Below are 14,985 nucleotides of genomic sequence, written 5' to 3' on the forward strand. Positions count from 1 at the left end.
GTATGTGCAGTATACTAAATAGTTTAGTTTTATTATATTTGAGAAAATCAAAAAGTAACAATGTTTCTTACCGAATGTCCTAGAGATGCTATGCAGGGATGGGGAGAATTTATCCCTACCAATAAAAAAATCGATTATATCAACTCCTTGATGGATGTTGGATTTGATGTATTGGATTGTCTGAGCTTTGTTTCCCCGAAAGCGATTCCGCAGATGGCGGATTCTAATGAGGTGGCGGAGAATATTGATAAATCACGTTCCAAAACGAAAGTTTCTGCAATCATTGGTAATTACAGAGGTGCCGAAAAAGCATTAAAACACCAGTCGGTAGATATTCTGGGTTTTCCGTTTTCTATTTCTGAAACTTTTCAGCATAGAAATACCAATAAAAGTCAGGAAGAAGCTTTTGATGAAATCATTAAAATGCTTGATCTGGTGAAGAGTGAAGGGAAACAGCTTAATATTTATTTTTCGATGGCTTTTGGAAATCCATACGGTGAAATGTGGAAATGGGAAGACGTTGACCAATGGGCTCAGCGATTTTCAGACATTGGGGTGAAAGATATTTTACTGTCGGATACAACAGGCGTGGCAACGCCGGAAACCATTGCGCTTTTATTTGAAAAGATACCTGTAAAATACCCTGAAATTAATTTCGGAGGCCATTTTCATAACCGTTATGAAGATTCCTATTCGAAATTAAAAGCAGCTTACGACCAAGGCTGCAGAAGATTTGACAGCGCCATCAAAGGTATCGGAGGATGTCCTATGGCGAAAGATGATCTTGTAGGAAATATGCCTACAGAACAGGTGATCAACTTTATGAGCGTGGAAAAAGCAGAACATAAGCTGAATCTGCTGAACTTTGAAAGCTCATATAACAAAGCAAAGGATATTTTTCATTTTTAAGAATAGTACATCTCACAGAAAAAGAAATCTGTTTATATTTCAAAATATGCGAGAAAAAAAATATTAATAAGAGCGGGCTTTAGCCCGCTTTACTATATTAAAAATACAATAGGCTTTAGCCAAAACATATTAATTAAATCAAAATCTCCAAAATGGCACCAATAATTTCACCATCCGAACTCAAAAATATTCCAGCAGAAAATCTTATTATTCTTGATGCAAGAACCGGAAAAGATGTAAAGCAGAATTATCTTGATAAACATATTAAAGGAGCCCGATTCATAGATCTGGACAAAGATCTGGCAGAGATTGGAGAAAATGCAGCTTTTGGAGGCAGACATCCTCTTCCTTCTGTAGAAAAGTTTGCAGAAACACTTTCAGATCTGGGAATATCAGAAGAAGCTCATCTTGTTGTATATGATGATAAAAACGCTTCAAATGCAGCTGCGAGAGCATGGTGGATGTTAAGGTCTTTCGGATTTGAAAAAGTTCAGGTCATGGATGGTGGAATGCAGGCGGCGGAAAAAGCGGGCATAGAATTCTCTTCAGGAGAAGAGAAATTTGATAAAGCGTCTTTAATTCAAAAAGAGCAATGGCTTCTTCCGGTTTCAAGTCTGGAAATTGTTGAAAATGAATTGGAAAACGATTCTTCTACAGTTGTTGATGTAAGAGATGCTTATCGCTATAAAGGAGAATCTGAACCGATAGATCTGGTTGCCGGGCACATTCCGGGGGCTGTTAATATTCCTTTTTCTGAAAATCTTGATGAAAACGGAAACTTTCTGAGTCCGGAAGCTTTAAAAGAAAAATATAGCAGATTATTAAAAAATAAACCTGGGCATCTGATCATTCACTGTGGGTCAGGAGTTACCGCCTGTCATACGATTTTAGCTCTGGACTATGCAGGATTTCCGGTTCCGGATCTGTATGTAGGCTCATGGAGTGAATGGAGCAGGAGAGAAGGCAAAGAAATTGCAAAAGATATTTAAAAATAAAAACCCCGAAGAAATAAATTACTTTTCGGGGTTTTATATTGTTAAGTGAATCATTAAAGCATTCCTAATTCAAACTTCGCCTCTTCACTCATCATATCCTTATTCCAGCTCGGTTCGAAAGTAAGCTCTAAATCTACACTTTTTACATGCTCTACCTCAGATACTTTGTCTTTTACCTCCTGTGGAAGTGTTTCCGCAACAGGACAGTTAGGAGTAGTAAGTGTCATGATAATTTTTACATCAGCATCATCGGAGATCTGGACATCATAAATCAGTCCTAATTCGTAAATATCTACCGGAATTTCGGGGTCATATACGGTTTTCAGCACACCAATGATTTCCTCACCAATGTCAGCAATTTGATCGTCTGTAAATTTCATTTTTTAATCTAGATTGATATTCCTTTTCAACAAATCTTCCTGACGCATGCGCCGGAAAATATTTGCCAAAGTTAAGACATCTTTTTCACAATAGTCAACAATTCTCTGCAAGTCTTTTTCTATGTAGTAAATTGATGAAACCATTGAGCCGTCTATATCATCTTTAGGGGTAGGAATTCCAAAGACATGGGCCAGTAATTCAAGCGATACAAAGCTCTTGTAATCCCCGAATTTCCAAAGTTCCATCGTATCTATATGAGGAATTTCCCAGGGCTTTTTTCCAAACATCTGAAAGGGAGCCGGGGGCTGCATTCCATTGATGAGGTATCTTCGGGCGATCCATGGAAAATCAAACTCTTTTCCGTTATGGGCACAGAGAATGACGTTGTAAAGCCTTGTACTGTTGAAAATTTCTCCAAATTCCTGGAGTATTTTCTTTTCATCGTGTCCTGAAAAGCTTTTTATTTTTAATGTTTCATTTTTTTCCAGCATTCCGATACTGATGCAGATGATCTTTCCAAATTCGGCCATAATACCGGCCCTTTCATAAAATTCTTCTGCCGTGACATCTTCTTTTCTCTGGAATTTTGTTTTTTTATCCCAGAGATACTGATCGGTTTCGGATAAGTCATCCCACGACCCGGCCTGTGGAACGGTCTCAATATCAAGGAATAAAACTCTTTCTAAGGGTATGGTCTGTATCATATGTGCTGTGCTGTATTTATCCTACCTGCATTCCGTTTTTTGTAGGTAATGAAGGGGTTAAAAGGGTAACATCTTTTTTGTCTTCACCATATAATCCCAATACAAGACATTCGCTGAAGAAATTGGCAATCTGTTTTTTAGGAAAATTCACCACTGCTAAAATCTGTTTTCCTATCAGTTCATCTTTTGTATAAAGAGAAGTAATCTGTGCAGATGATTTTCTGATTCCAAGATCTCCGAAATCTATTTCCAGCTGGTAGGATGGGTTTCTTGCTTTTTCAAAATCATTCACTGAAATGATGGTTCCGCATCTGATGTCTATTTTTTCAAAATCTGCCCAGGTGATATCTGGTTTTACTGTCATGGCAATTCGTTAATTAAATGTTCAACTTCTGTTTTCTGTTCTGCATATTTTTGCTGTAGTACCGAACCTTCGCCCATTCTCCTGTAATATTCCAGGGCTTTTCCTCCGAAGAATTTTTTATGAAAATCCGAAACCTCGGGAATCTGAGGGAAAACTTTGTGAAAAAGCATTTCATAATACGCCTGAAATTCTCTTTCATTTTTGTCTTCAATGACCTGCCCGGGAGCTTTCTGTCTTACGTGGAGCATTTCGTGGGCAACCATATTTAAGACAAGGTTCAGATCAAAATCAAATAAATTTCTTGGGATCATTACGGTTTGTGGCCCTCCCAGATCACCCTCTGCTGTAAGAAGCATAGAGGTAGGAGAAAGCTCTTCCCTGAAACCAAATCCTGCAAAGTTTTCATGTTCCAGATTAAAAGAATGGATCAGGTATTTTGCTGCATCCAGAATCTGGTTATGTTCCTTATAAGCCTCAAGGTGTAAGTTGATCTGCTCGAAATTCATCTGAAATATGTTTATTAACAAATGTATTAAAATATTGAGAATACTGACTCAATTGGTCATATATTTTAGTTTATATCAAAAAGCCCACCCCGAAAGGCAGGCTAAAGATTTAAACAAAAAAAATAAATTAAGGATGCTCATTTCTCGCTCTGATGACCAGATTGACTAAATCTGAGCCGCCACTTGCAAAATTATCGCTTGGATTATGCGCGCTTTGAGTCGCCACAGCATACGGAGAGCCGTCCCAATATCCCCAAAAAGGACCTCCGCTTTGTCCAGGCCATATATCTGCTTTATGGCTCATGCTTTCGTTGTCATCAGCACTCCAGAAATCTCCATCCAGGGCAATGCCGGTTTGGTAGGTAGGTCTTTGGGTTCCTGTAAGGTCTCCCGGATATCCTGCATGGGTCCAGTAAGCTCCTCCATCCCAGGAATCAGAATAGGATTTTGAGCCTAACCAGCCTGTGCTGTTTCCGATAGGCCTGTCCAATACAATTACTACATAATCATATTGTATTTCTGTTGAATCAATAGTAGGGCCAGCCACTTTATACTTGTAATAGGTTAAGGTGCCCCAGGCAGTTCCGTAAGGTGCGCTTCCGTTGTAATACATAGGAGTGAATTTCAGCCATCCTGTAGTATTATTAGGCTGCCAGTCTACAATATGGGAGCAGGTAAGAAGGTGTCTTGGCCCGATCATCACACCGCTTCCTGAACCTAAAGAACTTTCCACTCTGCCGACACATCTCCATGGATAGGCTGTAGAATTGTATACCTTTCTCTGATCGGCTCCAAAAATGGTTCTTGCATTTTCCGGAGTCAGGAAAGAGTCTCTGTCAATGAATTTTGGTTTACGGTCTCTTTTCGGTTCCAGTTTTGGACTGTATTCAAAATCAGCATGGGTAGGGTAAAAATGATCGGTTTCCAGAGTCCGGTTTTCTGCTGTTTTCTCGTCCATAGGCATTCCTATGGTTTTCATTCCCTTAGGGAAAGTTCTTCCGTTAATAGTTTCCATGGCAGGAGCCTGTTTAAATAGCTTTTCAATTGTTTCCGGTTTTTCAGCCGATTTTGCTTTAACCGTTCTGAGTCTTAACACTTCTTCAGCGGTCATTGGGTTGTTGTTTTCGATTTTTGACATGATTATTATTTTTAATCTGGTATATTCCTACTCTTTTAATGGCTTTTCGGATTCCGCCGGTCATGATTATCAGTTAAGTAAATATTTTCTGAGAAAATTCTGTGGTCATGCTTTCAGTCTGGTTGATCTGGGCAGCTCCCATAGCGGCCAGTGCAACAGCTACCTGTTTATCAAGTGTTTTTCGGACGATATTCCCATTGGTCGCCCGCAGGATTTTACAGAAGTGATAGGTGAAATAGCCCCGTATCTGTCCGCTGATATTACCTTCCATTGAAACCTGATTATCTTTTGCTGCAGCCCATAGCGTATGGTTCATTCCGGAAACGGGGACGAGAGCTTTCGTAAGAACAGTTGATTTTTTTACATTTTTAGCAGCCCCGATTTCACTGGCATAGGTCAGATAGAATTCGTCCTCAAGCATGGGGGGAATATAACGGGCCGTTTCGTTGAGAAGGTCAGCTTCCAGGCCCAGATCCATTTTTCTGGTTCCTGTTCCGGAATAACAGCAGTCAAAGATCACTTCCATATTGACTCCTGCTTTCAGTTTGTCAAGAACCGCTTTAAAGTCGTCATCACGAATGACACCGGCATTGGCATAATCGTGCGGACAGATGGCTTCATCCAAACCATCAAGCTCAAGATCTGACCCAATATTAGCTACTCTGGTTCCGTGCCCTGAATAATAAAAAACAAGAGAATCACCTTTTACACTTGTGCTGATCATGGATTTCAGATAATTCAGGATATTCGCTCTTGTAGCATTTTGATTGGTCAGGATTTTAATCTTTGCCGGACTAAAACCGCAGATGACCAATGTGTTGGCCATATCCCTTGCATCATTTACACAGCCATTAAGGTCCGGACCTCCGTATCCGATAGGTGCGTAATCATTAATACCTACGATAAGTGCTTTTTTCATTGTATTAGTTTTAAAAAATATTCCCTACTCTGTTCCGGCTTTTCGGGGGCTGCCTTTCTGTGTTTTTTCTATGACAAAATTCCGTCATTCTGCAGGACGAAAACAGAGGAGAAAACCGTGTTTTGAAAAAGGAAAAACACCTTTTTGTCTGTTTATGAATGAGTTACGAAATATCACTTCGGCGGCTTGAAAAGCCGCCGAAGTGATATCAGAATGTGAAGATGTTGGTTAAAAACTACGAATTAATTTAGCAGAGATCATGTTTTAAGGCAAAAAGTACGAGCCCGGCTCTGTTTTTTATATCCAGTTTTACAAAAACAGAATCTCTGTAGCCATCAATTGTTTTGGGGCTGAGGCACATTTTGTCAGCAATTTCTTTGTAGGTAAGTTCGCTGCAGGCCCATTTAATAAACTCTTTTTCCCGGTCTTTAAGCTCCGAAAGCAAAGAGGCATTTTTAGCTTCTTCTGTTTTTACTTTCAATAACTTCTGTGCTACAAAATCAGTATAAAAGCTTCCTTTTTCAAATACGGTTTCAATAGCCTGAAAAAGGATGGAGGGCTGCATATCTTTCAGCAGATAGCCTTTAGCTCCTGCTTTCAGCATTTTAATCAATATTCTTTCATCGTCATCCATGGTCAGGGCGATCACTTTGATATCAGGATAATGTTCTGTAAGCCATTCTGTAGTTTCTATACCGTTTTTATAAGGCATATTGACATCCATCAGTACTACAGCGGGTAATTCAGAAGCTTTTTCCACTCCTGCAATAAATTCTTCTCCGTTGGGATAATTCATAATGACCCTGTACTGAGTATTCTCTGTGATCATATTCTCCAAGGCTTTGGAAATCAGAGTATGATCATCAACGATCGCTATGGGAATAGTTTTCATAATAAATTTTTGTGATAGGTTATCAAAGTTTGTGTTCCTTTATTCAGTTGTGATTGTATTGTGAATTCTGCATGGATCAGCCTGGCTCTCAGCTCCATGTTTTTTAATCCTGAGCCATCCTGAATAATGTTTGTATCAAAGCCTTTTCCGTTATCAGAAATACTGATGTGTAATTTTTCACAGTCATCTTCCAGCTGTATGGAAACGTTTTTGGCTTTGGAATGTTTCAGAATATTATTGATACTTTCCTGGATAATTCTGAAAAGAATAAGACCATGTTTTGGAGTGATATCAATGTCCTGTTTTTGAGTGATGAATTCTATTTTTAATAATTTGAGTTTTCTGATCCTTTGGACTTCTCTTTCTATGGATTCTGCCAGCCCGAAATGAATGATTTGCTCAGTGATTAATGTTTTAGAAAGGTTTCTTATATCCTGTATACATTCTCCCAATAATTCATTGAGCTCGATCAGGTCTTCTTTCTCAGAATCTTTCAATTTGGTAATCAGCTGGTTTTGTCGCAGGCGGACAACGGAAAGTTTCTGTCCCAGATCATCATGTAATTCCTGCCCTATATAATTGAGTGTCTGCTCCTTCATTTCTACCTGTGAAGTGGCCAGCTCCTTTTCAAACCGCAGGTCTTTTTCCTTTTGCTCTATCAGCATTGTTGTTTTTTTCTTGATGAAAACCGCATAAATGAAGATCATTGTCAGAACAATGATGAATAAAGTAATCGTAAAGATGATGACCAGATTATTCTCTTCCATTTTGAGGGTTTTTATCTGTTTTTTTCCTGTTTATTCCAAATTAATCCCAATATAAGTATGCTGTTACTGATCAGATTCAGCATAAATAATATAAAGAAATAAATACTCTCCGAAACGGTATTTCTGAAAAAAAGTATCGGGATACTTCCAATAAAAAAGATCAGTAAAGACACTGAAATCCAGAACGGTAAATAATTTTTGATTTCTAAGATCTTATCAGAATTAAAGGTTTGGTACAGAAACAAGATAATTGAAAATAGCAACAGAAGAATATCTGCATAAAGCATATTGAAAGAAAAATGATGAAGCAGATGATCTTCGGTATAAAACATTACAAAGATATTGAGAACAAAAAGTACAAGAATGCCAACCTGTATTTTTTTGAGCAATGGGACATACAATAACTGATAATAATAAAACAAATACAGAAAGAATACAACCATTAAAAACCCGATTACATAAAATATATCTGTGGGCAGTTTCGTCAGGTCGTAATAGAAATAACAGAAAATATCGATCAGGGAAGACAGCAGGTATCCGATGATAAAAAAGAAATTTTCTTTTCCGGTTTTTCTGTATTTTATGATCATTAAAATCATCACTGCAATGGATAAGATCATAGATATCTGTTTCCCTGTTTCAATATTCCAGTTCATAATTTCTGTTTTTTTAAGGCATTGTTCCGGATAAGGTTTTTGGAGGAGGGGCAAGGTTGGTCATATTCATGGATTCTATAGATGGCACATCTGTATTTTCATCAGTTGCCTCGCCTCTGGACATTGCATTGTCTTTTTTTCTTTTTTGTGAAGTAGGAACTAAAAATATGGTTTGGTAGCCTGCATATTCAGGTTTTGCCATTCTGTTTTTAGGATGATTTAAGGGATATTTTCCCATATAAATCCTGATTCCTACATTTTTTAATTTTTGTTTTTTTGCGTTTTCTTTTACGTATTGAATATATCCTTCCATGTCTTCCAGTGAAAACCAGTACCATCGGGAATCGGGTTCTCCGTTTCGGTATTTGGTGAGAATTTCATGATTGGTTCTGGTGTATTCATCAAAAAGGACCCTGCCTTCACGGTAACTGATCAGTTTCTTTTTGTAACTGTTACTTACGGGTTCTTTAGGGGGTTCATTGCAGCTTAGCAAACAGAAAATAAAAATAAATGCTGTGCAGAGCGGACTTAAAATCTTAGTAAAAAAGGAAGTTTTCATTTTTTATGGTTTTTAATTTTATGGAACAAAATTAGCGAACGGCACAACTATAGAAAAGGGGGAAAACACTGTTTTTATCCTTTATTAAATTTACGACTTTTTGATATTCAGATGGATATGAATTCGGTGTTTATTTTTTTAGTTAAAAATATTTAATGGCAGGACTCTACATAGAATAAAAACCATGATGAACATTCATGGTTTTGATGGAAATTAAAACAGCAAATCCTTAATACGGCAATATCATGTTGCAGTAAGACGAATAACGCATAAAAACAACAGTACCTGTTATCTGGCTAAATCAGGTCATTGTTTTAGCTTTTTATTCTCTCTTTTTCAATCTGATTTTCACCCCAGAGTCTCAGATAATCAATGAAAGGAATGAGTTCGGCGCCGGTTTCCGTTAAAGAATATTCTACCTTTGGAGGTACTTCATGATAGACTTCTCTATGGATAAGTCCGTCATCTTCCAGCTCCCGCACAGTTTGGGTAAGCATTTTAGGAGTAATATCAGAAAGGGCTTTGCGAAGTTCACCATAACGCATGACCGTTTTCAGATGAAGATACCATAAAATACGGCCTTTATACTTTCCTCCAATCCTTTTAAAGGCATAATCCACAGGACAGGATGGCTCATTGGTGACTTTTTTTATTTTTAACATTTTTTCAAATATTTGATAATCAGTATTAGTATATTTTAGGTATGTAGAATACAAAAAAGTGCATACTTGCTGCAAAGATATGATGAGACTACATTTGTCCAACAATTAAAATTAAAAAAGATGAAAGCTGTTATTTTAAACGAAGCAGGAAGTGTCGGAAATCTTCAATTGACAGAAATAGACAAACCTGTAATAGGAAATGATGAGGTGTTGGTAAAAGTGGTATCGGTAAGTATTAATCCTGTAGATGTAAAGTCCAGAGCCTATGAAGGAGTTCTGAACTGGATTTTTGAAGAAAAAAGACCTGTTGTTTTGGGATGGGATATCTCGGGAGAGGTAGTGGAAACAGGGAAAAACGTAACTGATTTTAAAACAGGAGATGAAGTCTTTGGAATGGTTAACTTTTTTGGAAAAGGAAACGCTTATGCAGAATATGTTGCAGCTCCAGCAGCTCATCTGGCATTAAAGCCCCGGAATATTACTCATCAGCAGGCGGCTGCAGCATCAATGGCAGCTTCGACGGCTTATCAGGCGTTGGTAGACTTTGCTAGAGTTAAAAAAGGAAGCAGGGTTCTGGTCCATGCGGCGTCAGGCGGTGTTGGTCATTTTGCTGTTCAGATGGCGAAGCATTTCGGAGCGTATGTTATCGGGGTGTCATCCGGTAAAAACAGGGATTTTGTTCTATCGCTTGGGGCTGATGAACATATTGATTATACAACGGAAAACTTTCATGAAAAAGTACAGGAAGCAGATATAGTCATTGATACCCTTCAGGGAAAAACTTTATCTGATTCAGTAGATATTGTAAAAGAGAACGGGGTGATCGTAACACTTCCGTCCCCTGAGATTCCTGAGGATATTGCAGGCAAAGCCACGCAGAGAAATGTGAATATTGAGTTTATGATGGTAGCGTCTAAAAAAGAAACCACGGAGGCAATTGCTGGTTTATTGAAGGAAGAAGTGCTGAAACCCTTTGTTTATAAAACATTTCCGCTGGAAGACATAGCTATGGCACATCTGGAGGTTGAAACCAACCGCGTTACAGGAAAAGTGATTGTAAATCTCTAAAAATAAAAACAGGCCCGGGAAATTTTCCCGGGCCTGTTAAACAAGATTAAGTGTAAAATTTAGCCTTTAAAGGCAAAAAGGATAATTCAAATGTGAACAGATTTTTATTGATCTTAATCTATGTTTAAGGGAATTGACAGTAATGGTACTTTATTCCTGTAAACCATAATAGCTGTTTTACTGCGGTGGAAAAGAGATTCTATAAGGTTGTATTTGTAAGGAACCATAGTCAGAAGATCAGGGCTGGTAAGTTTTATTTCCTCTTCTATAGCCTTAATGACTTCGATGGATTGAATCATTTTAAAGCTGTATTTAATATCATCCAGATCATATCCGGAATTCAGGCCAACATCATGAATAACCTGAGTAAAATCTTCCAGACTTTCGCTTACGTTAAAGACTTCAATCTCAGCATTAAACTCATTAATAAAATAATAAATATCGTTCATTGCAGACCAGGTCATACTCCTGTGCGTGTCATAAGCAAAAAGTATTTTCCTGATTCCTGTATATTCTATATGGGAAGGAACAATTAATATCGGCTTTTTTATTCTGTGAATTGCCCTTGTGACATGATTGCCCAAAAGCTTTTGTTCCAAAGTTTTCTCTGCCATTCCCATGACCAGGAAACCACAGCCTTTTACCTGTATACAGTTTTCAAGTTCTTCAATAAAATTGCCGGATGCCAGATGGTATCCGACTTCAATACTGTACAATCTTTTAAGCTCCATTGCTTTATCCTCCAGTTTTTTTTGATTTTTAACCGTCTGGGTATAGAAAAAATCTGCCGAAGCCTGTGCATTCAAAGCATGAATGGAAATGGTTTGAAGATTAAACAGTATAATCTTATAGGTATTTTCTTTAGCCATAGAGGCCGCATAATGAACAGCATTTTCAGCTTCCTCAGAAAAATCTGTGCAGACAATTATTGTTTTCATTGTACTGGATTTAATACAGCAAAACTATGACAGCCAGTCATTAGCTTATGATAAAAATAGGGTGATCTTACATAAAATCCTGATGAAATGTCTTTTTTAGGTGATGAACCGTCATCTTCATTTGAACACTGTTATTTTACGTTTCAGCTCCCGTTTTGGCGGTCTCGTGTGAAACAGGAAAGACTCATATAAAATCTATTTCTATATTTACATTCACAAAGTTCCGGATATGAATAGGATTTCTGCCATCAGGAAAAATATAGTACGAAATAAAAAGATTCTTTCCACTATGAAAAGAAGGCTCGTGATCTGGGCTCTAGCAGTGGTTACTTTCTGTGTTTTCTCCTATCTGATAGATCCTTTTGATCCTGTTTGGAAAGGATATCTGAATACCCCGCTGCAAATGATCCTGGAAGACGCCTCATGGATCATCTTTTTTTCTATCATTATTTCAGAGGTCAGTATATTTATTGACAGAACGCTCAATAGGCTGCTTCCCTGGAGAAACAGAACCGTAAAGCGGTTGTTTATTCAGTGTCTGCTGCAGATCGTGGGAAGTGTCATGATTGTGATTATCATTAATGCAATCGTAGACTGCACCTCAGTAACATTGCCTGAAATGGATTCCCGTAAAGAATATACGCTCCTGGGACAATGGATCGCAACCAATATTGTAATATCTTTGATTATCAGTGCTTTTAATACTGTGGATTATTTATTGGAAAACTGGAAGAAAACGGCTGTAGAAGCTGCCCAGCATAAACTCCGGGCATCAAAACATAAGCAGGCTGCCATGGCGGCGGAACTTCAGGCACTGAAGCTGCAGATAGATCCTCATTTTATTTTCAATAACTTAAGTGTACTGTCAGAACTCATCCTGGAAGATCAGCAGTTAGGCTATGAATATTCAGAGAAATTTGCAAGAGTCTACCGGTATCTGTTGGTTAACTCCAAAAAAGATATCATCGCAGTAGAAGAGGAACTGAAATTTTTAGAATCCTACATTTTTCTGATTGAAAAGAGGATTGGGGAAGGTGTTATATTTAAAATAGATATTAAAGAGGAATACAGGTCTATGTACACGCTTCCACTGTCTTTACAGCTGCTGGTTGAAAATGCCATTAAACATAATCAGACCTCTAAAATAAACCCTCTGGAGATTCATGTTTATACCAGTGCCGAGGGAGAATTGGTGGTTTCAAATACATTTCTGCCTTTGATCAACAAGCCGGACTCCTCAGGAGTGGGGCTTACCAACATCATTGCCCGGTATGAAATATTAGGATACCCAAAGCCTGTGATTGAAAAGACCGAAGATAAATTTACTGTAAAACTTCCATTGATATGAAGATTAATAAGATTTTAATAGTTGAAGACGAAAGGCCCAATGCTGACAGATTGAAAAGACTGTTGCTGAAGTTAAGACCTCATATCGAAATCCTGTCTGTGGAAGATTCGATAACTTCAACAGTACACTGGCTGGAAAATAATGTTGTTCCTGATGTCATTATGATGGATGTCCGTCTTGCTGATGGGCTCAGCTTTGAAATATTTAATAAGCATGAAATTAAAAGTGCGGTTATATTCACCACAGCCTATGACGAATATGCAGTACAGGCATTCAAATACAACAGCATAGATTACCTTCTGAAACCTATCGAGGAAGAAGAGCTGGATGCTGCTTTAAAACGCTACGAAACCTTTATGGAAGCCGTTCCAGTGGTAGGAACTGCCATTGAAGGCCTACTGAATTATATCCAGCCGAAAGACTACAGAAAACGTTTTCTTATCACCCACAGAGACGGATATAAAACCGTTCTGGCGGAAGATATTCTATACTTTTATACTGAATTGGGAATCAGTAAAGCGATGTTGAACACAGGAGTTGTCGAAAATGTACCACAAACTCTGGAAGAACTTGAAAAGCAATTGGATCCGAAATTCTTTTTCCGGGCCAACAGGCAGTTTATCATTCACATTGATTCTGTAAAACATATTTTTAATCATTTTAATGGAAAACTAAAGCTGGAACTGAGAAAGCATCCTGAAATGGAGGTGATCGTAAGCCGTGAAAAGGCTTCTATTTTTAAATCCTGGATGGATTATTAACTTTATAAAAACATAACCGAGATTGCTTTTACATAAAGCAATTTTTTTCATTTCATTTGTGAATCTATTAATTTTTTCCAGATGATTTCACTCTTGTTTTGACCCGATAAGCTTTCTTTTTTGTCATATTTATAAGAAAAACAACTGTTTTCCTTTCATTTTTCCTATCATACGTTTCATGTGCAATTAATGACACTTCACCCAACTTCTGAATGAATATCACTATAAGATGAAGTTATTTTGCTCCTGTAAAATTTAAAAACTCATGTTATGAATTACAGAAAAGGATATCTGGCACTTTCACTTATGGCAGCAGTAATACTGTATTCGTGCGGTTCCGGGAATGGTCAGGAAAGTGCTCAGCATATGCAGCAGGCATTGCCTACAGATTTTATCCAGGTGAAATCCGGAGATGCAGATGTGTCTACAGGATACCCGGGAAGCATAGAAGGACAGGATAATGTGGATATTAAAGCACAGGTGACAGGCTATCTGGAAGCGGTATATGTCAAAGAAGGACAGTATGTCAGTAAAGGTCAGACCCTTTTCAGGATAAATCCATCGGTATACAATGAGCAGGTTAATACCAATGAAGCCGCTTTGAAATCTGCTCTTGCAGCACAGGAAACCGCAAGATTGGAAGTAGAAAAACTAAAACCTCTTGTAGAAGGAAAAGTAGTTTCAGATATGCAGCTGAAAACAGCTCAGGCGAGTTATAAGGCAGCCTCGGCCCAGGTTGCCCAGGCACGGTCTTCTTTAGGTTCATCAAAGATCAATGCCAATTTTACTTATATCAAAGCTCCTGTGAGCGGATACATAGGAAGAATTCCGAATCGGGTTGGAAATCTTATCAGCCCCTCGGATGCTTCTCCGTTGACGACTCTTTCAAGTATAAACAGTGTGAATGTGTACTTTTCCATGAACGAGGCTGATTTCATTGCACACAGCAGAGCAGCAGCATCAGGGAATACTGTGGAAGATGTAGAACTTATCCTCGCAGACGGCTCTACCTATTCTCTCAAAGGAAGACTTGAAAATGCCAGCGGAAACTTCGACAGAAATACGGGGAGTATTCAGATGAAAGCTGTTTTTCAAAATCCGGATAAATTATTAAGAGCCGGAGGAACGGCCAGAGTAATGATTCACAATGCGCTGAATGGAGTGGTTAAGCTTCCGAAAACATCAGTGAAAGATATACAGGACAGATTTTTTGTCTATAAACTGAATGGTAAAGACAAAGTTAAAATGACTCAGATTACTGTTTCAGGAAGTACATCTCAGGATTATTTTATCAAAGAAGGAGTGAATGCGGGAGATAAGATCGCCATCAACAGAATTGATGCCCTTACAGACGGAGCACAGGTAGTTGCCCAAACTGTTCTTTCGAAATAGTTGTATAACCATTCTTAGAAAATTCA

Annotated in this window: 18 protein-coding genes; 6 read left to right on the plus strand and 12 right to left on the minus strand. The window is 38.1% G+C overall.

Annotation, left to right across the window (positions count from 1 at the left end):
* The first annotated feature begins 60 nt into the window (after positions 1–60).
* Both AC3FI7_RS16760 and AC3FI7_RS16765 read left to right on the plus strand, forming a co-directional pair.
* The gene (locus AC3FI7_RS16760; protein ID WP_491460550.1) at positions 61–909 is read left to right on the plus strand and encodes a hydroxymethylglutaryl-CoA lyase; all 849 of its coding nucleotides are present in this window, start codon (positions 61–63) and stop codon (positions 907–909) included.
* Between the two features lie 152 nt (positions 910–1,061).
* Positions 1,062–1,898: a sulfurtransferase gene (locus tag AC3FI7_RS16765; RefSeq protein ID WP_491460551.1), complete on the plus strand. Its 837-nt coding sequence runs from the start codon at positions 1,062–1,064 to the stop codon at positions 1,896–1,898.
* 59 nt (positions 1,899–1,957) lie between these two features.
* On the opposite strand, the gene AC3FI7_RS16770 is transcribed toward AC3FI7_RS16765, so the two are convergent.
* The 11 genes from AC3FI7_RS16770 to AC3FI7_RS16820 all read right to left on the minus strand — a co-directional run bounded on the left by AC3FI7_RS16770 (position 1,958) and on the right by AC3FI7_RS16820 (position 9,452).
* Positions 1,958–2,284, minus strand: a complete 327-nt coding sequence (locus AC3FI7_RS16770; RefSeq protein WP_002982214.1) for an SUF system Fe-S cluster assembly protein — start codon at positions 2,282–2,284, stop codon at positions 1,958–1,960.
* A 3-nt stretch (positions 2,285–2,287) separates the two neighbouring features.
* Positions 2,288–2,989, minus strand: coding sequence for a 3'-5' exonuclease (locus AC3FI7_RS16775; protein WP_491460552.1), 702 nt, complete (start codon positions 2,987–2,989; stop codon positions 2,288–2,290).
* Between the two features lie 16 nt (positions 2,990–3,005).
* Positions 3,006–3,353 carry a tRNA-binding protein gene (locus AC3FI7_RS16780; RefSeq protein WP_002982221.1) on the minus strand — a complete coding sequence of 116 codons (348 nt, stop codon included), beginning with the start codon at positions 3,351–3,353 and terminating at the stop codon, positions 3,006–3,008.
* Positions 3,350–3,859 carry a hypothetical protein gene (locus tag AC3FI7_RS16785; protein ID WP_142723490.1) on the minus strand — a complete coding sequence of 170 codons (510 nt, stop codon included), beginning with the start codon at positions 3,857–3,859 and terminating at the stop codon, positions 3,350–3,352. The genes AC3FI7_RS16780 and AC3FI7_RS16785 overlap by 4 nt, the downstream gene beginning before the upstream one ends.
* 127 nt (positions 3,860–3,986) lie before the next feature.
* Entirely contained in the window at positions 3,987–4,997 is a 1,011-nt protein-coding gene (locus tag AC3FI7_RS16790) for a trypsin-like serine peptidase (protein WP_343660477.1), read from the minus strand.
* Between the two features lie 73 nt (positions 4,998–5,070).
* On the minus strand, positions 5,071–5,916 hold the full coding sequence (locus AC3FI7_RS16795; protein WP_343660476.1) for a caspase family protein: 846 nt from the start codon (positions 5,914–5,916) through the stop codon (positions 5,071–5,073).
* A 247-nt stretch (positions 5,917–6,163) separates the two neighbouring features.
* Entirely contained in the window at positions 6,164–6,808 is a 645-nt protein-coding gene (locus tag AC3FI7_RS16800) for a response regulator transcription factor (protein WP_142723487.1), read from the minus strand.
* Positions 6,805–7,575, minus strand: coding sequence for a sensor histidine kinase (locus AC3FI7_RS16805; protein WP_142723486.1), 771 nt, complete (start codon positions 7,573–7,575; stop codon positions 6,805–6,807). Before AC3FI7_RS16805 ends, AC3FI7_RS16800 begins: the two co-directional genes overlap by 4 nt.
* Positions 7,576–7,586: 11 nt before the next feature.
* Positions 7,587–8,231: a hypothetical protein gene (locus tag AC3FI7_RS16810; RefSeq protein WP_491460553.1), complete on the minus strand. Its 645-nt coding sequence runs from the start codon at positions 8,229–8,231 to the stop codon at positions 7,587–7,589.
* A 13-nt stretch (positions 8,232–8,244) separates the two neighbouring features.
* Positions 8,245–8,790, minus strand: a complete 546-nt coding sequence (locus AC3FI7_RS16815; protein ID WP_491460554.1) for a hypothetical protein — start codon at positions 8,788–8,790, stop codon at positions 8,245–8,247.
* A 314-nt stretch (positions 8,791–9,104) separates the two neighbouring features.
* Positions 9,105–9,452 carry a winged helix-turn-helix transcriptional regulator gene (locus AC3FI7_RS16820; protein ID WP_142723483.1) on the minus strand — a complete coding sequence of 116 codons (348 nt, stop codon included), beginning with the start codon at positions 9,450–9,452 and terminating at the stop codon, positions 9,105–9,107.
* A gap of 120 nt (positions 9,453–9,572) precedes the next feature.
* Between AC3FI7_RS16820 and AC3FI7_RS16825 the strand changes: the two genes are divergently transcribed.
* Complete coding sequence (locus AC3FI7_RS16825; protein WP_491460555.1) at positions 9,573–10,520, plus strand: NADP-dependent oxidoreductase; 948 nt, start codon at positions 9,573–9,575, stop codon at positions 10,518–10,520.
* Between the two features lie 113 nt (positions 10,521–10,633).
* Here the strand turns inward: AC3FI7_RS16825 and AC3FI7_RS16830 are convergent, their stop codons facing one another.
* Positions 10,634–11,458 (minus strand): universal stress protein, encoded by an 825-nt coding sequence (locus AC3FI7_RS16830; RefSeq protein ID WP_491460556.1) that lies wholly within the window; start codon positions 11,456–11,458, stop codon positions 10,634–10,636.
* Between the two features lie 229 nt (positions 11,459–11,687).
* Between AC3FI7_RS16830 and AC3FI7_RS16835 the strand changes: the two genes are divergently transcribed.
* The 3 genes from AC3FI7_RS16835 (at position 11,688) to AC3FI7_RS16845 (ending at position 14,959) form a co-directional block, all read left to right on the plus strand.
* A complete protein-coding gene (locus tag AC3FI7_RS16835) occupies positions 11,688–12,806 on the plus strand; it encodes a sensor histidine kinase (protein ID WP_142723480.1) in 1,119 nt (372 codons plus the stop codon).
* Entirely contained in the window at positions 12,803–13,567 is a 765-nt protein-coding gene (locus tag AC3FI7_RS16840; RefSeq protein WP_343660469.1) for a LytR/AlgR family response regulator transcription factor, read from the plus strand. The genes AC3FI7_RS16835 and AC3FI7_RS16840 overlap by 4 nt, the downstream gene beginning before the upstream one ends.
* Positions 13,568–13,837: 270 nt before the next feature.
* On the plus strand, positions 13,838–14,959 hold the full coding sequence (locus tag AC3FI7_RS16845) for an efflux RND transporter periplasmic adaptor subunit (RefSeq protein ID WP_343660468.1): 1,122 nt from the start codon (positions 13,838–13,840) through the stop codon (positions 14,957–14,959).
* The last annotated feature ends 26 nt before the right edge of the window (positions 14,960–14,985 follow it).

It is taken from the genome of Chryseobacterium sp. TQ-BC-N36, assembly GCF_058382295.1.